We start from the raw sequence: 24,847 nt of genomic DNA on the forward strand, positions 1-24,847 counted from the left end.
TCGCTTTCTACTTTATTTATTTGTGTGAGGAAATATTGTAATAAATAAATATTTCTTCACGGAAGTAAATAAAACAATCAATAAATATTGGGTCTTCGGAATATATAGTGGAATTACTTTTTTAATAGTTTAAAAACAACTGGTGTTTAAATCGGATTTTCTAGTGGGATGTTAGGACAATCAATAGTATTATAAAAGTATCAATCACATACGAGTGATACGTTGGGAAAAAAATAAAATAGTCCAATTTACTTGACCGTGTACTATGGTACACGGTTTATAATATTCATGGGGTGAAATAAGATGATTTACCGCATTAGTGAGTTTGCAGAAAAATGTGGCGTTAATAAAGAAACGATTAGATATTACGAGCGAAAAAATTTACTACAAGAACCTCACCGAACGGAAGCTGGTTATCGGATATATTCATATGATGACGTTAAGCGTGTTGGGTTTATTAAACGAATACAGGAACTTGGATTTTCTTTAAACGAGATTTATAAATTACTTGGTGTTGTAGATAAAGATGAAGTTCGTTGTCAAGATATGTTCGAATTTGTTTCTAAAAAACAAAAGGAAGTTCAAAAACAAATAGAGGATTTAAAACGAATTGAAACTATGTTAGACGACTTAAAACAACGATGTCCAGATGAAAAGCAATTACATTCGTGTCCAATAATAGAAACATTAACATGAGAGATTAACGAAAGGGGCTTTATTATGAATAAATTTAAGGTAAACATTCAAGGAATGACCTGTGCGGGTTGTGAAAAACACGTTGAATCAGCACTTGAAAAGATAGGTGCTAAAAATATTGAGTCTAGTTTTCGTCGTGGTGAAGCAGTATTTGAACTACCCAATGATATTGAGGTTGAAAGTGCAATAAAGGCGATTGATGAAGCAAATTACAAAGCCGGAGAAATTGAAGAAGTATCGTCACAAGAAAACGTGGCGTTAAGTAATGAAGACAATTATGACCTTCTTATTATTGGTTCTGGTGCTGCTGCCTTTTCATCGGCAATTAAAGCTATAGAATACGGTGCAAAAGTTGGAATGATTGAGCGTGGAACGGTTGGGGGAACCTGTGTGAATATTGGCTGTGTTCCGTCAAAAACTCTTCTTAGGGCAGGGGAAATCAATCATTTATCAAAAGACAACCCGTTTATAGGTTTACAAACATCCGCTGGAGAAGTGGATTTAGCTAGTTTAATCACGCAAAAGGATAAATTGGTGAGCGAACTTCGGAATCAAAAATATGTGGATTTAATTGATGAATATAATTTTGATTTAATTAAAGGTGAAGCAAAATTCGTTGATGCTAGTACGGTTGAGGTCAATGGGGCAAAGTTATCTGCAAAACGCTTTTTAATTGCAACAGGTGCATCTCCTTCGTTGCCCCAAATTTCAGGACTTGAAGAAATGGACTATTTAACTAGTACAACACTTCTTGAGTTAAAGAAAATACCAAAACGATTAACTGTAATTGGTTCAGGATACATTGGAATGGAGCTTGGACAACTATTTCATCATTTAGGTTCAGAAATAACGCTTATGCAAAGAAGTGAGCGACTTTTAAAGGAGTATGATCCTGAGATTTCAGAGTCAGTTGAAAAAGCGTTAATTGAACAGGGTATAAACCTTGTCAAAGGGGCAACTTTTGAGCGTGTTGTACAAAGTGGAGAGATAAAAAAGGTTTACGTAACAGTAAATGGCAGTAAAGAAGTTATTGAATCAGATCAGTTACTTGTTGCCACTGGAAGAAAACCAAATACGGATTCTTTAAATTTAAGTGCGGCAGGTGTTGAAACCGGAAAAAATAATGAAATCCTGATCAATGATTTTGGTCAAACAAGTAATGAAAAGATTTATGCAGCAGGAGATGTGACGTTAGGACCGCAATTTGTATATGTAGCAGCCTATGAAGGTGGAATTATTACTGATAATGCTATCGGTGGGTTAAACAAAAAAATAGATTTATCGGTAGTCCCTGCTGTTACGTTTACGAATCCAACGGTTGCAACGGTTGGTTTAACAGAAGAACAAGCAAAAGAGAAAGGGTATGATGTGAAGACATCTGTATTACCTTTAGATGCTGTTCCAAGAGCAATTGTAAACCGTGAAACAACCGGTGTATTTAAACTAGTAGCAGATGCAGAAACACTAAAAGTATTAGGAGTTCATATTGTATCTGAGAATGCAGGAGATGTCATCTATGCAGCATCATTAGCTGTTAAATTTGGCTTAACGATAGAAGATTTAACAGAAACCCTAGCACCATATTTAACAATGGCTGAAGGGCTAAAATTAGCTGCACTTACGTTCGATAAAGATGTTTCGAAATTATCTTGTTGTGCAGGCTAAGGGAACTTTTTTTACAATTCCCTATTCAAGTGAACCAGCTAATACTGTACTAAAGTGTGCAGTAGTTTAGCAAAGTCTACAAAAGGATTTCATACACTATTTTGCGATCACCCATTATATAAATGCTTTAAGGGGTTTTCTAAGTGCATTTGTGGTCACAAAAATAATTTAACACTGATGATTTCGACATCAAATCTATATTTGATACCTTAACACCGCAGAGTAATAAAGGATGAACAATATGTCAGACTTATTATCCCTACCAGACATTAAAACAATAGAATCACCACAAGAAAATGAAACCGATATGATGTTTAAAGTTGAAGCAGTCGGACCACCTGAACGTTGTCCTGAATGTGGTTTTGACAAGTTGTACAAACACAGTTCAAGAAATCAACTAATTATGGATTTGCCCATTCGTTTAAAGCGAGTGGGCTTACAATTGAACCGTAGACGATACAAATGTCGTGAATGCGAATCTACCTTCTGGGAACGCCTAGTATCTGTAGATGAAAAGCGTAGTATGACCAAAAGGCTTTTAAAGTCTATTCAAGAGCAATCCATGTCTAAGACCTTTGTAGAAGTCGCAGAAAGCGTTGGCGTTGACGAGAAAACTATTAGGAACGTTTTTAAGGACTATGTGGCACTCAAAGAACGTGAATACCAGTTTGAAACTCCTAAGTGGCTTGGGATAGACGAGATACATATTATCCGAAGACCTCGGCTTGTATTGACTAATATTGAACGCAGGACTATTTATGACATCAAGCCTAACCGTAACAAGGAAACAGTCATCCAACGTCTTTCAGAAATCAGTGACAGGACTTATATTGAGTACGTCACAATGGATATGTGGAAGCCCTACAAAGACGCAGTGAACACTATCCTTCCACACGCTAAAGTGGTCGTAGATAAGTTTCATGTAATTAGAATGGCTAATCAAGCCTTAGATAACGTCAGAAAGTCTTTGAAAGCTCATATGAGCCAAAAAGAAAGACGTACCCTTATGCGTGAAAGGTTTATCCTTCTAAAGCGTAAACACGATCTAAATGAACGTGAATCATTCCTCTTAGAGACTTGGTTAGGTAATCTTCCTGCCTTAAAAGAAGCCTATGAACTCAAAGAAGAGTTTTACTGGATATGGGATACTCCTGATTCAGATGAAGGTCGTCTTCGTTATAGTCAATGGAGACACCGTTGTATGTCCAGTAACTCTAAAGATGCATATAAAGACCTCGTGAGAGCCGTAGACAACTGGCATGTCGAAATATTCAACTACTTTTATAAAAGGCTCACTAACGCTTATACGGAGTCAATTAACAGCATTATTAGGCAGGTAGAGCGAATGGGTAGAGGTTACTCGTTTGATGCCTTACGAGCCAAAATCCTTTTCAATGAGAAGCTCCATAAAAAGCGTAAGCCACGATTTAATTCAAGTGCTTTCAATAAAGCTATGTTACACGATAATTTCAATTGGTATGAAGTGAATGATCATAACATTACAGACAACTTTGGTGTCGATTTTTCCACACTTATTAAGAATTTGGAGAAGGGTGATTTATAAGCCCTTTTCCACCATAAAAACCGAATACCCTAAATATTTAAAGTTTTATTTCTTTAAATATTTATGCAATGAAAGGAGGACATAATTTGAAATATGTAAAAGAAAAATTAAAAGGTAGAAAAGGACAAGCCTTTGCTGAGTTTGCCATGATGTTGCCCCTAATGCTGTTTCTCATCATTGTTGGTCTTATTTTAGCTTTAGCCATTAATAGTAAGTTGACGATTTCCAATGCCAGTCATGAAGCGGCAAGGGTTGCAGCTGTCACAACGGATGAAGATAAAATTCGTGCAATCGCGGAAAATGGGGTGATTAATGGTGGCCTTATGTATCAGTACGAATCAATGACGACTTTTGATCCGGAAAATGATATCACGATTAATAGACATAGTGATGGGACGGTATCAGTCACAATCCAGTACAAACAGCCGACCATCGTTCCATTAATTGGTGGCTTATTAGGAAATCCTGACTTTTGGGGAACTTCCATTCAATTGGAATCATCGGCTAGGTTTTTAGATGAAACTAAACTTGTGCCGGAGGGAACTGGTTAAATGAGATTGTTATGGAATATATTATTTGGCGTTTGTACCCTTATTTTTGTATTGGCCCTTGCTTATCTATTCTTGTTTATTTTATCAGGGGGTGATGTAACATTACCGGAGTCGCTATATTGGTTATATCAATATCTGTAATGATTGCAGTTTATACCGATGTTCGCTGGATGATTATCCCGAACTGGCTGACTGTTTCGCTTATCCTGTCCGGGATTGGTTTATCATTTTTCAATGGTCATGTCATGCAGGCGATTATTTCCTGTCTTGTGAGTGGGTTGATTTTTCTCATTCCGGCGCTATTTGGTCAGGTTGGCATGGGTGATGTGAAATGGATGGCTGGAATTGGAGCCTGGACAAGCATACAGTTCATCCTTATATCATTCGCTTTGGCTTCGGTCATTGGATTATTGCATATTATGATCATGCTTATTTGGAAAGTAGGCGTAAAGAAACGGAAGTACAAAGAGGTAAGGAAAGAACCTATTCCATATGGCGTCTCATTAGGCGGTGGTATACTAGCCGGACTGTTTATAATAAACACTGGATTCAACAATTTGTTGATTATGTGAAATAGTCTGATAATCGTGTTATATTTGAAATTGTCAATAAAGATTACATCCTGTAGAGTTATCCGCGGGATTTGTTGCTTACAGGCACTTATTCAAAATTTTATTTAATGCGGTACATTAGAAACAAGGGAGGATTATCAATGAACCTTAAGAAAGTATTAAGAAAAAAATGGGTGATTATTACCGGGGCAGTTGTGGTTGTATTGGCTAGTTCGGGTGCAATATGGGCAGCATTAGAATCGCCGGAAAAGAAGACAGCTCAAAACGCAAAAAAATGGATGTCAGATTCCCCTGATTGGCTGGCTAATGCTAAAAAGACACAGGGTGAATTGGGCAAGGATGAGAAGGACAATAAAGGTGAAGAAGGAGATAAAAAACAGCAGGGACAGGATAAAGCGACAGAGCAATCTGATGGAGAAAGTGACAGTTCTTCTAGCAGTGACAGCAGCCCTTCAACGAATAATCATACATCGTCCAGTAGTAATGCTGGTAGTACCGGTTCTTCAGCAAGTCAGGGCACATCATCCGGGGGCAATACCAGTCATCAGGTAAATGACGATCCAGCCCCATCATCAAATAATAATTCGAGCGATTCAGGTTCAGCAGGTGGAAGTAATAATTCATTCAGTAGTGAGCGTACCAATCCACAACCTGAACCGGATAATGATTCATCAGCCAATGAGGATACCGGCAATAACAGTCAAGGTACATCAAAGCAGGATAATAGTTCCTCTCAAGACAGCAGCAATCCTCCGGAACAAAATGAATCAACAGGTTCATCGGGCGATTCTGGTGGTTCTGATGATAGTTCTGATGGTAGTGGAATTGATGAAGGGGAAGTTGTTGAAATTGAATGGGAAGAAGAAAAAGACTTTAGTGACCGTTATAAATAATTCAATATAAGTTTATAAGAATCAGCACATTTATTGTGTTGGTTCTTTTTTAGGTAGGAGGGAACATTAGTGAAAAGAAAAGCACGTTGGTTGTTTCTTTTAGCATTATTTATGGTGCTATTGCCTGTATCCATTTCAGCATCGTCCTCATGGCCAACTTTAAGTAAAGATCAACAACGTACACATGAGGCAGTTGCTCAACACACGCAACCGCCACTCTATTTGAAATGGCAAATACCGAATATTGGCTGGTCAATCTCGCAACCGATTGTCGCCAATGGCTATATTTTTCATCAGGCAGGCGGCTATTTGTATAAAATTCCATCGGACATGCCATTCTCAGGTGAGGATTTGTCAGTAGGGTCACTATTAGATAAAGGGGCAGAAAGGGTTAAAATTAGTAATGATTATCATGCCACCAGTCATCCGGTTTATGATACGAAAACCGATTCAATTTACGTTGGAACCGGTGATGATCGAATCAGAAAAATAAATCCAAATACCTTAAATAATGAGCGAACATATCGAGCTGGAGCACGTTTGGTTAATGCCCCTACGATGCTTGGAGAAGAATTAATTGCTTTCGGTAATGGGGATGCTGTTTTAAAGTTTTTTAAAGGAAGTAAAGGCCAACCAATTCGTCTTGGGTCTAGCCCTATGGAAATCACGGGCACACCAGCAGTTAAGGAAGGTAACAATCCTATTATATTTGTCCCGGTAAGCTATCAACACCTAAATCGTGAAGGTTTTGTTGATGCTTTCCGCGTTATTGATAACGGTTTTGGTGAAGCTCCTTCTATTCAGCCTGTCTGGTCACAACCGTTTACAACTGACAACGGTGTTTCTACCACTCCTGTTTATGATGAGGGAGATGACAGAGTTTATTTCGCTGACAAAAGCGGAACAGTTTATGCTGTGGATGCTTCAACTGGTGAACAAATATGGAAAAACGAAAAATATAGTTCTTACTCGGCACATATCACACTTGTGAACAACTCACCTGCATTGTCGGGCGACACGTTAGTCGTACCATTTCGTTATCAAGATTATAGAGAAACTGGGATGGTAGCTGCATTTGATGAAGATAATGGAAATGTGAAATGGACACGCACATCGTCAGGTGACCCAAGATCATCCGGAAACTTTGACGGTGAGATTGCCAATGACCCTACGATTAATACAGATGGTAACGGAAATTCAATCGTCATGGTTGGGACAACAAATGGTCAATTACGGTCCTATGATTTGGAAACCGGTGAACCGCATTTTATTACAAAGGAAGATGGCGATAAGAAATATGTATTAAACGCTATTGATGGTAGCGGTAGTTCTTATTATCAAGGTGAGGGGCTGGCAACCGAGGTTATGATTGCTGATGGACATATTGTATTTGGAGCTAACACTTCTGCAGAGCCAAATTCCAGTGGTACAAACGGTACATTGTATGCTTACTCAACGCCATGGGAAGATGATCATCCGTCAAAAGATTTATCAGGTGACCTTGTTGTACCAGATGAAGTCGAAAGAACCCTTCCACTGCGGATATTTAATACACCGACCAACATTGGTACAGAAACCATCAGTGAAAGTTTTTCGACCAAACTATACGTCAATGGTTCACTGGTTGAAATTCGCGAATTTAACAGTTTGAAACCCGATGAACGAAAGGGCGAATGGACCAAAACAGATGCTTATTTTGCAACAAGTCAGAAAGGTGAATACGAAGTTAAACTTGTTGTGGATGCCTACGATGAGATTGACGAAGCAATTGAAACGAATAATGTTATTACTGAAACGTATACCGTAACGGGTGCGCCATCTATTAATTGTCCAGGTGAATATTCATGGGATGGCGATAAATGCGTGAAAACATGGACACAGCATGAAGTGAAGAAAGACCGTGTTAATCCGGTATTGATCAGATAAGAGGGTGAAGTAATGAAACAGATAAAAAAACGCCTAAAATCACAAGAGGGTGCTGTTCTTCCGTTTTTTGCAATGTCAAGCATTGTCATGCTTTTGATTGTCTTGTTAATTCTTGACATTGGTAACACACATATTATCCAAAGTGATGCATATAAAGCGGCTGATGCGGCAGCATTGGCCGGTGCAACTCAAGCTGATGCACATGAACTTGTTGATTATGAGCAACATGCTTATAAAGAACCAGTATTTCGAGAGGAACCAGTTTATAACTATGAGTGTGGTTATTTTACTGGGGATGAATGGGAATGTGAACGAATTCCGGCTTATACTGAGAAAGTTTTTGACCACTGGAAGTATATTGAGGAACCGCCGACACGGACAATTGTTGATAAATGGGCTGAAATTCGACCAAAAGATGCAAAAGAGCTAGCTCGTCAATTGTTCAATAAAAATGCGCAATCATCAACTTTGGCCAAAGAACAAGAAGAAGATGGTGGAAATTTAAATTTCAATGCTTATTTATCAGATCCGGATAAAATAACAACTGAGGTTGATATGAATGTAACCTATGACTATTTCCCTTTCTTTTCAGAGGGTCTCTTTAGTGAAGATGTTCCTAATGATGTAGATATTCATAAAGAAGCAGAAGGTTGGGCAAAAGTAAATGAATGGTGACGGTATTTATTTAAGGTAATGAATATTTAAATAAATATTTAAAACTATAAATAAAACAATATGTTAAACTGCAAATAAAGTTATAGGACTAAGGGAAATACGTGCTAGAAATATGATAGAATAAAAGAACAATAGACCGGCTTCTCATGGGAGGGTGGCTCATCCCTGAAAGGGGGTGATGCCATATGTCAACTTTTCAAGTGCTCACATTATTGTTCGCATTCGGAATGCTTGTGGCGTTCATTATGTCCGATAGACATAAATAAACCTCCCTTGAGTTGGTAGCTCGGAACCGGGAGGTTTATCTTCCTAAAGAGCCGCCCCCTTTGACGGGGTTCGGTCTGTTGTTGACCGTCGATATTTCTCGGCGGTCTTTTTTATTATATGGGAGTATCTCTTTTTCTATTCCTTATTATACCACGAAAAGATGTTTTGTACACATCACAATAGCAAGATGAAGGCAGGGGCATTTCTGTTGAGGAAGGGCCACTTTTTATTTATTCAAGGAGGTAGCAAAATGGAAATTGTTGCAGTTGATTTAGGATATGGCTATGTCAAAGCTATGTCCTCTAATGGAAAACAGGTGTTATTCCCATCTATTGTCGGAAACGGATATGAACGGGGGCTTATGAACTTGTTTGGTGATTCATCCCGTGACTTGTCCAATATCCATGTAAAGGTACAGGGTGAAGATTATTTTGTAGGAGATTTAGCCAAAGAATCCCGTTCACAGTCACGCATATTTGAACGGGAACGATTTAATCACGGGTATACACATATTTTGTTAAACACTGCTATCCAACTGGTTACAGACGAAAATACGAATGCTGTAAAAGTCGTGACAGGCTTGCCACTGGATTTTTATCAGTCACAGGCAAAAGATTTTCAGGCGTCGATTACTGGTGTGCAACCGGAGTTAGAATGGCAGTCAGGACCAGTGTCCGGTATGCGGAAAGTTGCCATTGAGCAGGCGCTTGTATTCCCACAAGGCGCAGCGGCAATATTTGCGGCACTAATGGATGACAGAGGACGCCCAGTATACGCTGATTTAATGCGGGAAGGCTCTATTATCGGGCTGATTGATATTGGTTTCCGTACAACAGACTTTGTCGTGGTGGAAATGAAGCAAGGTGGCTCATTCGTACCAAAAACAAAACTTTCCGGAACAGTGGATGAAGGGGTTATTAACCTGTATCGGGAGATCAGGCAAGCGTATAAGACAAAAACAGGCGGGGCCGATTTAAGCGAGTCTTATGTAGACCGTATTTTACGTGATAGAGAGCTGACTTACCGTGGAGAAAAGATGGATTTCTCACAAGTAATTGGCAGAAGTTTGCAGGCCATTACAGCCAATATTGTGGATCGGCTAAAGTCTGTATGGGCTGAGGAATCGGATTTATTTGATGCTATTTTCCTTGCCGGCGGGGGCGGGACATTATTCGCTGAACATTTTCAACCGGCATTTGATCATCGACTGAAAACTATTCCGTCCAGCCAGTTTGCCAACGCAGTTGGATATGCCCGGCTTGGCAAGGCTGTTTTTCAATCTGAGTCGTCGGATTCAACCACTGGCTAATAAGGGGGGTTACAGTTGATGGATATAGAACAAGCGCAAAAGGAATTTCTTGCGGCGGAAAACGAGTTACTTCACATTCGCCGCAAATACAGAAATGATCCTGAAAACTTAAAAGTTCATGAACCGATGGCCGTGTTTAATATGAAAGTTGCTGAGGCTAAACTACAGATTTTAAAAGGACAGAGAAGTGAATCAGGATGACACATGCATGGAAAAAACGATATGCCTTTCGCTTACAGGAGGAAGATAAGGAGCTTGCAACATTTTTAGAACAGGTTCCGCATGCACAAACAAGCAAGGTCATCCGGGAGATGCTCCGATTTGCCTACCGGCAGATGAAACAGGAGCAACAGGAACAAAAGCAATTCCAGCAATTGCTAAAGGAAATTCGTTCATTACGGGAAAGTCATGATTCGTCTTACGAAGCTATACAGACACAATTAAACAAGCTGAACACTACGACCAGTCCCTTAACAGAGGAAACCAATAAACAACAGGATGAAGAACCACAAGTCGCTGATGAAAAGGTCAAAGAGACTGCACAAGCGATGCTAAGCTCTTTTGGGTTACAAGATTAACGGGACAATTCCGATATTCCCATTAGAAGGGAGGTAAATGACATGGAAGTAGAAGCCCGAAAAGCATATGCAGCAAAAAATATTGCCTTGTGTTATATTCTGTGGTTCTTTTTGGGACAACTTGGTATTCATCGCTTCTATACAGGTCGTGTAGGATCAGGGATTACGCAATTATTGCTCGGTTTAATCGGTTGGGCAACGTCATGGTTGCTTGTTGGCTATTTGTTGTTGATTCCACTATGGATTTGGTTATTTATTGATATCTTTCTAATTCCAGGCATGTGCCGGCACCCACGCTAAATTAGGAAGGGAGGGAGAAAATGGCACTTTTGGATGAGTATCGTGTGGAACTGCAAGCAAATGAGTTCGAACCGGCTGGCGTGATACGTAGAGGGATTGCTATTATTATTGATTTTGCTATTTGTGGAGCTGCATGGGCAGGGATTAATCATTATGGCCTTGAGGTACTCCCTTATCAAACGATTTTAGATTTAATTGGTTTAGGCTTTTGTTTGTTATATTTTGCACTACTGAATAGATACAGTTACGGACAAACAATTGGAAAACGAGCCATGAGTATTGCGATCATGCCAAAAACAGGAGGAATACTGAATTGGACACAATCTCTATGGCGAGCACCCCTGTTGCTTGTTAGTGCGGGGATTTGGGGCTTAATATTTCGAGACATTAACCCGGATATAGGTGGTGCAATCACCGCCATTGTATTATTTGGGAATATGGGAATTATTATTGTCAGCAGGAACAAACGAGGGTTTCATGATTATTTATTCGGTACTTATGTTGTTAAAAAGAAAGCACAAAATATTGTCACTATAAATAAGTAGCTTAGCTAGGATGGGTGACAGCTTACCCCCGTATGAACGGGGGTTTTTAATTTGATTTTTTAATCAGGAAAAGGGAGATGATTATTTTGACAAAGTTAATCGATCAATTCAATTTAGCAGAGGATTATTCTGAAATGTATTATCAGCGTTATTTGGAACATGAGGATGGTTCCACAATCGGTACTGATATTGACAACTGGTTAGGACATTGGCTCGGTTTCCGTTCGTTTTCTGAGGATATTATAGCTGACGCTTTATTAGGTGAGGTACTACAAGCAGACATACAGGACGTGCTGGAAAAAAGTCCGAGGGAACAATGGGCCGAGGACATTAACTGGCGTTCTGCCGAAATATTGGGTTGGACAGCCTTGCAGATCGCTCATATGATGGAATATTTACGGGAACGAGAACAACATGAGGGTCTCGGGACAGTTTTGGAAGATTTGGCACATACCGAAGCCAATTATGCAAGTTTGATTGAACGATTCAGTGCCAATGACGGTGAAGCATATGTCCAATATTATGATGCCCGTCCCGGCTTATTTGATTTTACGACGGGATTCTTCTTTGAAATTCTTGAAACCCCTATGGACAGTGAGGAAGGAAGACAACGATATGAACAAATTTTTGAAGGGGGTGATACTAATGAACAAATTGAAACGTTGTTAGAGGAATTTCGCAGACCACTGGTTCAAGATGTTTGGGGTGGAATGCACATTTTAACCGGCTTTTTTAATTACTTACAAACAGAGGAGGAAGCATAAACATGACGACTATCAAACAAAAAATGAATTGGAAAGTTCTTGGGATCATGGCTGTTTTTTCGACAGCGATGATTCTTTTTATGATGCCGGATATTGTTCAGGCGGCTTCAGTACCGGATCAAACATCTGATATTACATCACGTGACTTGGACTCAACAGTTGGGGAAATTGTCAAGATTATCATTCGATTCTTAGCCGGAATTGCCGGTGTTATTTTACTCGGTAAATTAGTGTTGGATGGTATGAAATTAATTGGGTCAAGTGGTAACCCACAAACAAGGACAGAAGCCATTCATGGCATTATGTGGTCGCTTGCTGGTGGTATTCTTGCCATTGGTGCGTCCGTCTTTGCCGGTGTCATCGTTGGGCTTATACAAAATATCGTCTAAGGAGGAAACAGAGTGCCACGTTATGACGTTCCAATGGAATTTGATGCAGAAGATAAAATTATTGGCGGGAAGCTTTCACTCCGGCAGGTTGCTTATATCGGTGTGGCCGGTCTGATAGATACTGGTATTTGGTTTTTAGGCTTTCTGCCGGCTGCTGTTCGCTTGATTCTCATGGCTCCGATTACGGTCGGGGCTTTGGGGATGGCGTTCTTTGAACACCCTGAACATGGACGCTTGGACAAGTTTTTATGGAATTATTATCGCTATATTAAACGTCCTAAGGCATATGTAAGAGGGGGTGATTCGTATTAGTCTCTATTTTGGTCTTGGAATAATGGGTGTCCTGGCTGTTGCCCTTATTGTGCTTTTTGTCTATACCAAAAAGTTGGAAAAACCAAAAGCAGATGATGATGAAGAAACAGCACAAACCCTGACATCTGAAACAAAGGAGAAAAAAGGAAAACAGAATAATACGCAGGAAGGAAAAGCCGAGGATCTATTAGGATTCCGTCGAATAGAACAAGGCGTCATCACAATGGATGATGGACGTAGTATTCGTGCAGTGATTGGGGTGGATTCCCTGAATTATCACTCGTTGAGTGATGCGGAACAGGAAACTGTGGACGGTTCAATGGCAGGTGTGCTGGCTTCATTAAGTTTCAGCATTCAGCCGGTTTCCATTACCAGTCCTGTTGATTTGCAAGATTATATCAACAAGATGGAGAAAAGACTGCATATACTGCCGGATGCCATACAGGAATATGCAAAGGAACATATACAGTATTTGAATGAGGAAACAAAACAAGAAATTCTCATTAAGCAAGATTATCTTGTTGTCGGGGTTGATGACATGGAAGACAAAGAACAGGCCATTAACGAATTAGATCGCCGGTGCGGACTTATTATATCTGGTTTACGGCGTGCAGGTCATATCGCACGTGTCCTGGATACACAAGAGGCGTCTGATATATTCTACAACGTTTTTCATTCCAATCGGGTGATTAACGCACGTTTGAAAGATGCGCTTGGTGATGAACACACATCATTTGCTGTGGAACGGGATAAACCAGTTCACCCGTATTTTGAATCACAAGGGCAAACAGGCCAGCTCCAGACAGGGCAACCTAATCCTTCACAAGAACCTTCACAACAACAGGAAGGCAAGAAATTAGTGATGTTATAAAGGAATAAATAAAACAATATATAAACCTTTACGGATATAAAGTAATATTAAGTTAAATAAAGACTTAAACAAATATTTAAATAAATAATGTTTTAAATAAAGGAGGCATTGAATGTTTGGCTTTAACCTTAAAAAGAAGAAATCAAAACACCAAGCACAACAAACACCTAAGCCGGCCGAAACATCAGGGCTGGAAAAAGGCGTAACTAATATTAAGGATTTTTTAGCACCGGACGGAGCTTACATTGAAAAAGATGCCATTCAGCTTGGTTCGGGCATGTGGATGCGAAACTTTGTCGTTAAGAACTTCCCTCGTAAAGTTAGCATGGGATTTTTGGATGATGTCTATGATGTCGGGGATGTCGTGGTTTCAACACACATCACACCTGTTCAGGATTATGAAGTGGAAAAGGATTTAACAGCCAAAATCACACGTTTGGAATCACAGCGTCTTATTTCGGAACAAAAAGGGAATATCTCCAAACTCGGCGAGTTGGAACGAAGTATTCAGGATGCGTGGCAATTGCGGGATGCAGTCACGATGAACGAGGACAAGATGTTTTTTGTTACGGTCTTGATAACACTGAAAGCTGAGGACAAAGAGGAATTGGATAAATTATCTAAAATATTAGAGGAACGTCTTGGCGGGCGTTCTGTTCATTTGCGGCGTAATTTTTTAAGACAGGAACAAGGGCTGAGAAGTACTCTGCCAGTGCTTGAAAACAAAATGGATGATTATCGTAACTTTAACTTAGGAGCCTCGACGGCTCTTTTTCCATTTACAGCGAGCAATATGGCACATGAAGACGGTATTTATCTTGGTACAAATTTAAACACGAATGCGCCTGTTATCTTTGATCCCTTTATTGGACCGCCGGTTATGCCGAACGCCAATGTCAACGTATTTGCGCAATCCGGTGCCGGAAAAAGTTACACCTTGAAATTGATAGCAGCCCGTTCCGCCTTACAGGGTGTCCGCAGTGTTTTTATCGATCCGGATGGTGAATACCGGGCACTGACAGAAAGGCTTGGCGGGGCGATTGTGGACTTTAAGCCTGATGAGCCGGCTCTTATTAATCCGTTTGATATAGAGGAAGAAACAGACGAAAACGGGAACAAAAAGGTAAACCTGCAAGAAAAGTTGCAGGATTTAAAAACCACGTTTGACGTGATGTTTAAATCAAATGGTGGTTATTATTTGTCTCCGGAAGAAAATGCCCTTTTGGATCAGTGTATTATGTCCTTGTATTCCGAGCGAGGGATTACACGTGATCCAAACTCGCTTTATGAAAAGGATAATCGTGTTGGCTATGTTGGTTACCGGAAGAAAGAGATGCCAACGATTAGTGATGTCGTGGATTGGCTGGCAGAAAGGGATTATGAACATGGCAGACGATTGCAAACTCTGTTATATCCGTTTACAGCCGGCAATTCACTTGGCTTGTTTGATGGACAAAGTCGGGTACAGTTACAAGACGTTCCGGCAATTGACTTTGACATATCACATTTGGAAGAAGGCGTGATGCGTCCACTTGCTATGCATATCGTGCTGAGTTGGACGTGGGAAAAATTTATAAAACAAAATCCACATATCCGAAAACTGGCCATAGCGGACGAGGCATGGATGTTTATGTACCATGAAGAATCAGCGATGTTTCTCGAAAAAATGAGCCGGCGTGTACGGAAACGGAATACAAGTTTTTGTGTGGCTTCGCAGTCGTTTGAGGAATTCACCCGTTCACAGCAGGGAAAAGCTGTTCTGACCAATGCAAGCGCCACGATGTTGTTAAAACAAAGTGAATCGGACATTGATTACGTGCAGGAACAGTATCACCTGCCAAAAGGACAAAGGCAGTTTTTAGAAGGAGCTTATCCTGGTGAGGCTTTACTCAAAATCGGTAAAAACGCAACATTGCTGCGTATGGATGCCTCCCCATTTGAGCATGAATTTGTGAATACGACACCAGGAGGAGGCGAGGAATAAACTATGAAACGCTTCCTGTTAGCTTTTATGGCAGTTTTAACACTGTTTATTACGGTAACGCCATCGGTCACTATGGCGGCAACCGATTTTGAATCTGTACCGGAGGATAATGAAGGTTATGTACCAGAAACCGATCCGGAAAAACCTGCTGAAGATGAACATCCGGCTGAAGATGATCACGGCATGATTACAGGGATTATGATTAACCTGCTTGCCACGGTCATTGACGTTTTAGCGGAAGCTATTGAGTGGATGTTTGCCGGTACGGATTTACAGTCTGTGTTATTCGGTTCAGTGAACCCGTTAACCGGGGAGGAATTTGGTTCTTCCTCTGTTGGTCATATTTTCTCGGCAGCAGAATGGAATTACGCGGTCAATCCGTTACGGATTGCTTTTTCTTTTGGGGCTTGGATACTGTTTGTAGTCATGATTGCTCACTACGGAATTAAGTTGATGAAGGAAAGTACTAACCCTATTCAACGTTCACATTTAATTGAAAATATTTATGCCTGGATTGGCGGCGCAGCCATGCTGGTGTTTATGTATATCGTGGTTTTTATTATTTTCAATTTAAACTATGCAATCGTGGATGGTCTCAGACAGCTTACCGATAATGAAGTGTTCGGAGATGTATTTAGTGTATTGGATCAATCGTGGGACGATAAAAGTCTTACCGGTAATTCATTTGGTGATGCATTTCTCCATTTAGGGTTAGCGATTATGACGCTTGTTTTATTGATTCATTACATTTTCCGAAAATTTATTATCGGCTTTCTTGTTGTCATCAGCCCTTTAGCAGCTGTTGCTTATGCACGTGATAAGGATGGAGAAGTCTTTAAACTCTGGTTATCAGAATTATTGAGTCAGACATTTATTCAATCAGCCCATGCGGTTGTTGTTGTACTCTATTTAGCCTTTGTTAATGCGTCGAACAACGGTACAAGCATTTTCAATTTAGATAACTTAGGAGTTGTTGGAAATAGCATGCAGTCAGTTGTTGACCCGATACTCTCTTTCTTGATTGCCATTGGCGGTGTGGTTGCTGTCGGCGCATTAACATATAACGGTTTGCGACTATCCTTTTCAAGTGGTAACCCGATGGCAAGGGCACATGCTATTAAAGGTATTCGAACTAGTATCATAGGCTGTTTGATTTGTATAGGGGCAGTTGTAATCGTCAACGTATTGAGAGGTCTTATGTTTTAGGGAAGGAGGATTATAATTGTTAGAGATAAACGCAATAGCTGCATTGATTTTATTATTCGTCCTGATACCTACCGCAAAGATAGTCCGCACCTTAATAGCTGGGTTATTGGATGTGTATGATGGGGGCGACGCTTCTGATCATACAAAAGGCGCGTTAAGTAGTGGAATGAGAAATGCAAGCTTTGTAGCCTTAGCCGGAATGAAAAAGTTCGGTTCCAGTGGCGGAGGTGCTGACGGTGGTAAAGGGAAACAGTCCGGGAATGCACCCAGTACAGGCGGAGGCTCTAACGGAAAAGCGGGAGGACCTTCAGATGAAAATGGAAAAGGAAATGGCGGATACCTGCCCGAAAAGCGTACAAATGAGTCACAAACTAGGGGTTTTGCACAGCAACGGTCAGCAGAAACAGGAAATAGTTCCTCGATTGTTGACAAGAATGGTCAATCTATTTCATCGGGGCAGAGAAATGAAGGTGCAGGGAATAACTCTCACATTCTTGATAAAAATGGTCGGCCTATTTCATCAGGAACAGGGGGAAGTGCACATGTAGGTACCTCCAATGATACCGGTGCAGCAGGATATAATGCTACTTCATCCGGTCAGTCGAATACCGGTTCACCTAACCCAAACAGTTCTGCGCCCCATCACTCTCAACAGAAACCAACTGCCTTATCACGGGCTAAAAAATGGACTGATGTGGGTGGGAAAATCGGCGGTGTTGTTGGAAAGATTCCATCCACAATGGTTGGTATGGGATTAGCGATACCATTTGGAGGGGCTGCCGGAGCTATGGTGGCCAAAGGTGGAACAGCTTTATCGAAAGCAACCGGTAAAGCGGTAGGCGGTACGGCAGGACTTGCTGCGCATGGTGGAATGAAAGCTGCTAAAGCCACTGCAAGCGGAATTAGCAAAATCCGGTCAGGAGATAAGAGTCCGATTAAAGGTATGGAACAATCTGCAAACGTAAAAAATAGCGGAACTGATCAAAATGTAAAAAAAAAGACACTCCCAAGCATGAACGGAACAACAAATAACACATCGACGCAAGGAAAAAACGGAAATACAGGTGTGAAATATACACCCTCAAATCAAGGCTTACAACAGACAACAATAAATAAACGGATGGATTCAGTCCAAAAAATGCAAAAGACTAATGTAACAGAACAAAGAAAACCATCATCTAAACCAGTCAATTCAGGCGGAAGTACCGGAAGCAAGAACGTAAAACTATCAGAACCAACGAGACCGGAAAAAGAAAGCTCAACCATGCAATCTCCTTCCAGTGTACAGCCACAGCGCAATACACAACGTTCCCACTTTAAGCGGGAATAGCAGATAAGGAGGTGAAAATTTGAGAGAACAAAAAGATCCACAAGAAGATGCGCAACGGAAACTTCAAGGAACCGGCAATCGAACAGGAAAAGCAGCCGGAAAAGCAGCAAAGAAAATCGGTAAAAAGGTAATAAAGCTGTTAGCAAAAGCTGGTAAATCATTGATAACGAAAATTTTTGCCACCCCGTATGGTTGGGTAACCATCGGGGTCATTTTATTGATTATATTAATTATATTGGCTCTGACCGCTATTTTTGGCGGCGTGTCCGGTGGGGATATTGATGGTCACGGTGGTGTAAACGAGCAGGACGAAGCCCTTAAACAGGAATATAAAGATGCGGCGGACAGTGTTTTCCCTGGTGTCAAAACAGAGTCCGGTGAAGAATTAAAATATCGTTTGAATTGGGGGATGATTTATAGTGTTGACTTTTACAGTGCAGAAACAAAAGAAGCTCAACACGAGATGCCTTATAACGATTTGGATGCGTTGGCAGAAGATTTAGCACCTTCTTTTGAATATGAAACAAGCACTGTAACCATTACAACAGAAACAGAGAAAGAAGTGGAAAAAGAGATGCCTAACGGTGAAACTAAAACCGTCACAAAAACAGTAACGAATACGGAGGAAAATGAGGTGCAGCTGTTAAAACATGTTGACACCGTGAAAGGAGACTACTCTTATTCTTACGAATGGGACGAAACAACCACAGAGAACGACAATATGGAAGTTACGGTAAAAAAGAAAGTTGTTTCCGGTGTCGATTTTGAGCAGAATTATTCTAGGTTGGACGATATTCTCAAAGAAAAATTGGGAATGGAAACAATCAGCGATACCGATCGAGAAATGGTGTTGCAGACAGCTCAAACAGCCGGCAGTGGCCAACCATCACTCGGTTTTTTAACCGGACAGCCAACCATTACAGCGGATTCATTCGGTGGTATTGATATTTCCAGTTTACCGGAAGAATGGCGTCAGGCTTTTGAAGATGCCAGTGAGGAATATAATGTGGATGTCGGTATATTGTATGCAGTCGGTTTCATCGAGACACGATTCCGTCCGAATTTAGTCGGTGATCCTAATTCAAGCGGTGAACTGGCACGAGGGATGATGCAATTCTTACCTAGTACCTTTGAGTGGATAGGGGTAGATGGTAATAATGATGGCGAAAAAGATATTTTTGATCCAATAGATTCCATCTTTAGTGCAGCTAAATATCTAAACCATTTAGGAGTGAATGAGGATGCTTACAAAGCATTATATGATTATTCCGGAGGGAGTGATGAATATGCCAAAGAAGCCATACAACTTTCACGGACAATCATGACTGGTGGTGGCGGTGGTCAATTTGCTTGGCCAACACCATCATCTTCCAATGTCACATCAACGTATGGCACTCGTGTTGATCCTGTGAATGGTAGCCGATCTTTTCATGATGGTATTGATATTGGTGCAAGTTGCGGTACACCGATTGTTGCAGCAGCAAATGGGAAAGTGAGTGCTTCTGGCCCGGCAAGCGGTTATGGCCAGTGGATTGTCATTAACCACAACGGAGGTTTAACAACGATTTATGGTCATATGTACGCTAAGGATTTATTGGTAGACGCCGGTGATACAGTTAAACAGGGTCAAATGATTGCCCGTGTAGGCTCGAACGGTAAATCGACTGGCTGTCACCTGCACTTCCAAGTAGAGCAGAATAAGGAATCCGTCAATCCCATGACATTTCTTAATATGTCATTTTAATAAGTTAGGAGGATTATTATGAACGAGAAAGGAGAAGTAGAGTCCGTATCGCTGAGCGAATTTGGCAATTGGATTGTGGAAACTATTGAGCAATTTTTGACCATGTTGCAAAATATTTCTTCCCCTTTATTTATGGTGGTTTTAGGTATTTCTGCCTTTGTGCTGGTCTTGGGGGTTCTATTAGGCTCTAACAAATTAAGAGGAGCAGGCGGTGGTGGTTTACTCTTTGCTATCATCGCCTTTTTGATTGTAAGAAATGCAGAAACAGTGGTTGGCGTTCTCGAAAGCTTTACGAATAACGCGCCATAATCTTTAGCAGAAAAAGGGGGTAAACATGTTGAACGTACTTGTAGCCACAGGACAAAAAGAATTAGATCAATTTATGACACAGCTCACCAATTCACCCATACCGCCAATCGCCTATAAGGAAGGGGTGTTAACCCTTTGCGGGCGGTACAGACCGGATGTTGTTGTTCTGTCCGCATTTTTAGAGGGCAGCATGAAAAACGAAGATGTCTTATATCAACTTCGTAAACAGGGCGCACGGGTGATAGTGCTTATTGGAAATACGAAACCGGAGGAAATCCGTCAAAACTGGATACCACTAGGCGTTTATGATTACATTACCGACCCTGTAACAGAAGAAAAAATAAGAATGGCATTGGAATATCCGGCGACGCTCGGTATGGCAGAAGAACGCCTGCAACAAATTGAACGGGGCGAGTTGGATGAGACTGACCAACCGGCGGAGGAACCAAAAAAGAAACGTCGTGCTTTATGGAAACGAAAAAAAGAAAAGAAGCAACAGCAAACGGAGAATCAAGATACACCAAATGGGTGGCAACATAATATGCCAGCCATGCAACAAAATACATTTCAGCAACCCATGAAGCAGGAAATGAACTGGTCAGTTCCGGATATGCCTCAAAAACAAACAGAGATGACCACACAATGGTCGTTTGAACAAACGGAGACTAATCATACTCCGGAACAGGAAAACGTCACACAGACTACGCAAATGGCTAACAGTGTGCCTGATGAAAAATGGACAATGGAAAATAAACAGCCGACAGAGGGATTTATTAGCCAACAATATGCAAAAGCTGAGGAACAATCCAATGGTGAGGAACAGCCAACAGTTGATAATACTGATAATAACAAGGCTACAGGTAATTCCGAGCAGGCAGATGTATCGTCTGTTTGGAACTTCCGCCAGCCGGAACCGGTGCAGTCAGTCCCTTTGCCACAGGGCTATAATATTATTGTCACGTCACCTGTATCTGCCGGTAAAACCTATATCGCTATGAATCTCGCAACAATATTATCCAAACAGGGGGCAAATACGGAATTAGTAGCTTTTGAGGGTGATGATGATATTTGGCAGTATCTTGATATGCAAATCATGAAACCAGGATCACCACAAGGACTACCTAACTTGGTCATTTCTCCGTTTAAAAATATGACGAGAAATGCACAATATCGTGTCATAGATTTACCATACGAAGAATGGGACAAGGCAAAGGACTGGGACAATGCCTTGTTTCTTTATGTGACGGATATGGATGTGGTTCATCACCGGCAAGTTGAACGTGCAAGAGAAAAATTACAGGGGCACAAGGTGTTGAATGTTCTGAACCGTTTTGTTTCCAACGTTTTAAATAGTGGACAGGAACAAAAAATCCGTTTAGGCGCTGATATTGTACTGGATGATCAGCCTAATCATTATTTGGCTATGCGTTTTGGTCGTCCGGTTGTTACAACGAACCAAGCAGCAGCAAGAGAATTTGAAATGGCGACTAAAACGGTTCAGGAAGCTTTACCGCAAAGTGGCCAAAACAATGTATATTCAATAAATCGTTCGTCATAAGGAGGATGGGAAGATGAAAATGACTGATGTATTGGAAGATGCTAAAAAAGAACACGTTATCAGCCAATTGCAAAAGGCAAATTATAACGATACAAAAGGAAAATCTTATAGGGAATTAAAATACAAGTTAGCTATTATTAAAGCAAATCAAAATTGAAAACGTCTGACGTGATTTGAGTGGTTATGCCTTGATGTGACAGCATTTTTCTTTACGAACGTCCGACGTTGTGAAGGCTTAACAATAAAATGCTGCTGAAGCATAATCGTTAACGTCCGACGTAATTTGAACGATTAAACGCTTGATATAAAAGGATTTTCAATTTTGAACGTCTGACGTTGCGAATGATTAACGTCGGACGTTACTTTCTTGTATAACCCTTTGATATGACAGGGTTTTTGTTTTAGAACGTCAGACGTTTAGTTTTCAGCTGTTTTAAAAGGATATAACGTCAGACGGTAAAGTCACAAAATCGTGCCATGCCGGCGTTCACAAGGTGAAATCGCGTCTGACAAACTAAATTTTGGAAGGGATTAATAATGTGGGAAGATCAAGAAGGATTGAAAGGTTTAATTAGGCAACTGGATGATTTAAAAGAATCCCTTGTATATCGTTGGGGGGTATTAGAGTATAAAAAAAACAAAAAGAGGGATGCAGAAGCTCGTAAGTTACCTTCTATTTATCCGAATGCAACAGGCAAACCAATATTGGTAAATGGTTATCCGGTGTTCCGGTTTTCTTATCAAGGTATGTTACCGCCTTATGAAAAGGAAAATACCTACAAAACGAGGATTCGGGATTATTATTTAAGGGCAACATTAGACGCTTATGATTGGAAAAAGGTTGATATACAGTTTGAAAAAGCTGGTCTGTTAATTGCCCATTACTTTAAAAGTAAAATGGTTCGGGATTTGGATAATCGCAACCGTAAATATTTGCAGGATGGGCTCCGTGCCACAGGGCTTATTAAAGATGATAGCTGGAGAGACTTATCTTGTTTGGAAATGGGTTTCCCCTCGGAGAATAACCATGTTCAAATGTACGTGATGGACGATAAGAACTTTCCGGACTTTCATGCTTATATGAAAAAGCACCATTTAGAGGTTATGAAACAACCCGAAATAACGCAAGACGAGTATGTTGAAGCAATAAAAAAATCGAATCGAAAACGACAAGAAAAAATTTACATCTCAGAAGATGCAAGTTATGACATCGATGATATTGATGATAGTTTTGGGGACGATTTTTGGGATAGTACTGAGGAAGAAAACGAAGGGGAAAACAGTAGCCAGCAAGCAAAAAGCAAAGATGAATAGGAAAACAGGGTGAATACAGGGGGAAAACTCTAAGTTTTTTTATACCCTTCTGTTTTCCTTCCCTCTATTTTCCCCCTGTAAAAATGGGGTGACTTATTGGAATTCCGGCGTTTTACTAATTTAAAAATGAGTTACCAAGTATTCCCCCGAGAAATGAGCTATACCCGTCGATATAAAAGGGTTTTGATTTTTTTGTTGTGAGCAATGTGAAAAAGCTGAAGTTTGGTAGAGCTTGTTCATAACGAAAGTGGAGAACTAGCGAAAACAAACAGCCCTACACACTTGTTCACAAAAACATACTAAAAGCGGTCATTTTAACGCCAAAATAAGGAGTGAGAAGATGCCGAGTAATCCAATCATCACGCAACCGACAGAACGTGATATTGCGATACTGAAAGATTTATACCGATACCGTGTATTAACAACACAACACCTAAGAAAGAAATACTTTCCGCATAGCAGCTATGTAAAAAATAAAATATACGCTATGAAGAAAAGTAATTGGATAATTCCATTTCCGTTAGTGGGTAAAAACGGAAGAAAGCAAACGACATGCTACCGCTTAACGGATACAGCACTTGCTATATTGAGAGATCAAGGAGAACTAATTAATAAAAAAGCAGCAAAATTGAGAGTTCGAGATAATATGCTGCCATATGTGTTAGCAACTAACGATGTCATGATAGAACTGTTTCCTTATGGATGGGAACTATACGAAAGCCGAGAAACAAAGGCAAATTATAACCTAAACCGGAACGATTTAATCCATGGTGAGTTGGTGAGTCCAACTGGTAAACGTTATGCCCTATATATCCTGATGGAACGCACCAAAGACGAAAATATGCGCCGAATTATAAGAGAAATTAAATCAGATAAATTCCCGAACTATATTGTATTAGCAAAAGGTGAAGAATCCCGTAATCACTTTGTAGAAAGAGCAACAGAAGCTAACAACATGATGAGCATAACAGGGGAACTAAGCGTCATGGATTTTAATTATGGCATAAAGTACCTGCAATCCGGATTTTCTGACAAAACAATTTTTGAGCGCATTATCCAATCACCGGAAACACCTTTTGAGGTTGTCCCGTTTTCCGGCGACCGTTCACCGTTTCAGTACAAGGTCATGCATAAAGGTGAAGAAAAGTACCTCGTCAACCTGATGAATGCAGATATTATGAAGATACGTGCTATTAATCATTATGCAGAAGATATAAACCGGGCAGAACGTTTCCAGGAAAAACACTATCGGGTGCTTGTTTTGGTGATACCGGAAATGAAAACAACGATTAAGCAGCTAATGCAAGGCAACCCGTTAGTGTCCTATATGGATGTAGGAGATAAAATGATCCAAAACGAGAGTTGGATGCGTAAGAAAGTGCCGATTGTCCAGTAGTTGCCAGATCACTCTTTCCGACAAAAGTCATTTTGAATGTGTCGCGGAGTATAAAGGGGGTGAAGTTTATATTGTGAATATGCTATATACGGATCTGACGAAACCGGATGCAATAGAAGGGTATTCCAA

At 40.5% G+C, this 24,847-nt stretch carries 26 protein-coding genes; all 26 read left to right on the forward strand.

The window, feature by feature from the left end:
- The first annotated feature begins 303 nt into the window (after positions 1-303).
- The 26 genes from merR to ACFQ4A_RS13760 all read left to right on the forward strand — a co-directional run bounded on the left by merR (position 304) and on the right by ACFQ4A_RS13760 (position 24,718).
- On the forward strand, positions 304-696 hold the full coding sequence (gene merR / locus ACFQ4A_RS13635) for an Hg(II)-responsive transcriptional regulator (RefSeq protein ID WP_017186745.1): 393 nt from the start codon (positions 304-306) through the stop codon (positions 694-696).
- Positions 697-720: 24 nt separating this feature from the next.
- Positions 721-2,361: a mercury(II) reductase gene (gene merA, locus ACFQ4A_RS13640; RefSeq protein WP_382401546.1), complete on the forward strand. Its 1,641-nt coding sequence runs from the start codon at positions 721-723 to the stop codon at positions 2,359-2,361.
- 241 nt (positions 2,362-2,602) lie between these two features.
- On the forward strand, positions 2,603-3,925 hold the full coding sequence (locus tag ACFQ4A_RS13645; protein ID WP_382401548.1) for an ISL3 family transposase: 1,323 nt from the start codon (positions 2,603-2,605) through the stop codon (positions 3,923-3,925).
- Positions 3,926-4,011: 86 nt separating this feature from the next.
- The gene (locus tag ACFQ4A_RS13650; protein ID WP_382401550.1) at positions 4,012-4,476 is read left to right on the forward strand and encodes a TadE/TadG family type IV pilus assembly protein; all 465 of its coding nucleotides are present in this window, start codon (positions 4,012-4,014) and stop codon (positions 4,474-4,476) included.
- 119 nt (positions 4,477-4,595) lie between these two features.
- Entirely contained in the window at positions 4,596-5,048 is a 453-nt protein-coding gene (locus tag ACFQ4A_RS13655; RefSeq protein ID WP_382401552.1) for a prepilin peptidase, read from the forward strand.
- 140 nt (positions 5,049-5,188) lie between these two features.
- Positions 5,189-5,941 (forward strand): hypothetical protein, encoded by a 753-nt coding sequence (locus ACFQ4A_RS13660; protein ID WP_382401554.1) that lies wholly within the window; start codon positions 5,189-5,191, stop codon positions 5,939-5,941.
- A gap of 69 nt (positions 5,942-6,010) precedes the next feature.
- Entirely contained in the window at positions 6,011-7,867 is a 1,857-nt protein-coding gene (locus ACFQ4A_RS13665; protein WP_382401556.1) for an outer membrane protein assembly factor BamB family protein, read from the forward strand.
- Positions 7,868-7,879: 12 nt separating this feature from the next.
- On the forward strand, positions 7,880-8,542 hold the full coding sequence (locus tag ACFQ4A_RS13670; RefSeq protein WP_382401558.1) for a pilus assembly protein TadG-related protein: 663 nt from the start codon (positions 7,880-7,882) through the stop codon (positions 8,540-8,542).
- 517 nt (positions 8,543-9,059) lie between these two features.
- Positions 9,060-10,118 (forward strand): ParM/StbA family protein, encoded by a 1,059-nt coding sequence (locus tag ACFQ4A_RS13675; RefSeq protein ID WP_382401560.1) that lies wholly within the window; start codon positions 9,060-9,062, stop codon positions 10,116-10,118.
- Between the two features lie 18 nt (positions 10,119-10,136).
- On the forward strand, positions 10,137-10,319 hold the full coding sequence (locus ACFQ4A_RS13680) for a hypothetical protein (RefSeq protein ID WP_382401562.1): 183 nt from the start codon (positions 10,137-10,139) through the stop codon (positions 10,317-10,319).
- A complete protein-coding gene (locus tag ACFQ4A_RS13685; protein ID WP_382401564.1) occupies positions 10,316-10,696 on the forward strand; it encodes a hypothetical protein in 381 nt (126 codons plus the stop codon). The genes ACFQ4A_RS13680 and ACFQ4A_RS13685 overlap by 4 nt, the downstream gene beginning before the upstream one ends.
- Positions 10,697-10,738: 42 nt before the next feature.
- Positions 10,739-10,996, forward strand: coding sequence for a TM2 domain-containing protein (locus tag ACFQ4A_RS13690; protein WP_382401566.1), 258 nt, complete (start codon positions 10,739-10,741; stop codon positions 10,994-10,996).
- Positions 10,997-11,016: 20 nt separating this feature from the next.
- A complete protein-coding gene (locus tag ACFQ4A_RS13695; RefSeq protein ID WP_382401568.1) occupies positions 11,017-11,541 on the forward strand; it encodes an RDD family protein in 525 nt (174 codons plus the stop codon).
- 86 nt (positions 11,542-11,627) lie between these two features.
- Positions 11,628-12,305: a hypothetical protein gene (locus ACFQ4A_RS13700; protein WP_382401570.1), complete on the forward strand. Its 678-nt coding sequence runs from the start codon at positions 11,628-11,630 to the stop codon at positions 12,303-12,305.
- A gap of 2 nt (positions 12,306-12,307) precedes the next feature.
- Positions 12,308-12,694 carry a hypothetical protein gene (locus tag ACFQ4A_RS13705; protein ID WP_382401572.1) on the forward strand — a complete coding sequence of 129 codons (387 nt, stop codon included), beginning with the start codon at positions 12,308-12,310 and terminating at the stop codon, positions 12,692-12,694.
- A gap of 12 nt (positions 12,695-12,706) precedes the next feature.
- Positions 12,707-13,006 carry a PrgI family protein gene (locus ACFQ4A_RS13710; RefSeq protein ID WP_382401574.1) on the forward strand — a complete coding sequence of 100 codons (300 nt, stop codon included), beginning with the start codon at positions 12,707-12,709 and terminating at the stop codon, positions 13,004-13,006.
- On the forward strand, positions 12,993-13,877 hold the full coding sequence (locus ACFQ4A_RS13715) for a hypothetical protein (protein ID WP_382401576.1): 885 nt from the start codon (positions 12,993-12,995) through the stop codon (positions 13,875-13,877). The genes ACFQ4A_RS13710 and ACFQ4A_RS13715 overlap by 14 nt, the downstream gene beginning before the upstream one ends.
- Before the next feature lie 112 nt (positions 13,878-13,989).
- Positions 13,990-15,861, forward strand: a complete 1,872-nt coding sequence (locus ACFQ4A_RS13720; RefSeq protein WP_382401578.1) for a VirB4 family type IV secretion system protein — start codon at positions 13,990-13,992, stop codon at positions 15,859-15,861.
- A 3-nt stretch (positions 15,862-15,864) separates the two neighbouring features.
- A complete protein-coding gene (locus tag ACFQ4A_RS13725; protein WP_382401580.1) occupies positions 15,865-17,067 on the forward strand; it encodes an Mbov_0395 family pilin-like conjugal transfer protein in 1,203 nt (400 codons plus the stop codon).
- 16 nt (positions 17,068-17,083) lie between these two features.
- Positions 17,084-18,397 carry a hypothetical protein gene (locus ACFQ4A_RS13730; protein ID WP_382401582.1) on the forward strand — a complete coding sequence of 438 codons (1,314 nt, stop codon included), beginning with the start codon at positions 17,084-17,086 and terminating at the stop codon, positions 18,395-18,397.
- A gap of 19 nt (positions 18,398-18,416) precedes the next feature.
- Positions 18,417-20,141 carry a peptidoglycan DD-metalloendopeptidase family protein gene (locus tag ACFQ4A_RS13735; protein WP_382401584.1) on the forward strand — a complete coding sequence of 575 codons (1,725 nt, stop codon included), beginning with the start codon at positions 18,417-18,419 and terminating at the stop codon, positions 20,139-20,141.
- Between the two features lie 18 nt (positions 20,142-20,159).
- Complete coding sequence (locus tag ACFQ4A_RS13740; protein ID WP_382401586.1) at positions 20,160-20,450, forward strand: hypothetical protein; 291 nt, start codon at positions 20,160-20,162, stop codon at positions 20,448-20,450.
- Positions 20,451-20,478: 28 nt separating this feature from the next.
- Entirely contained in the window at positions 20,479-22,008 is a 1,530-nt protein-coding gene (locus ACFQ4A_RS13745; protein ID WP_382401588.1) for a hypothetical protein, read from the forward strand.
- 13 nt (positions 22,009-22,021) lie between these two features.
- On the forward strand, positions 22,022-22,165 hold the full coding sequence (locus tag ACFQ4A_RS13750) for a hypothetical protein (RefSeq protein WP_382401590.1): 144 nt from the start codon (positions 22,022-22,024) through the stop codon (positions 22,163-22,165).
- A 380-nt stretch (positions 22,166-22,545) separates the two neighbouring features.
- Complete coding sequence (locus tag ACFQ4A_RS13755) at positions 22,546-23,322, forward strand: hypothetical protein (RefSeq protein ID WP_382401592.1); 777 nt, start codon at positions 22,546-22,548, stop codon at positions 23,320-23,322.
- Between the two features lie 340 nt (positions 23,323-23,662).
- Entirely contained in the window at positions 23,663-24,718 is a 1,056-nt protein-coding gene (locus ACFQ4A_RS13760; protein WP_382401593.1) for a replication-relaxation family protein, read from the forward strand.
- Positions 24,719-24,847 lie beyond the last annotated feature (129 nt).

Origin of the sequence: Lentibacillus salinarum (assembly GCF_042679865.1) — a bacterium.
GTDB classification, from domain to species: domain Bacteria; phylum Bacillota; class Bacilli; order Bacillales; family Amphibacillaceae; genus Lentibacillus; species Lentibacillus salinarum.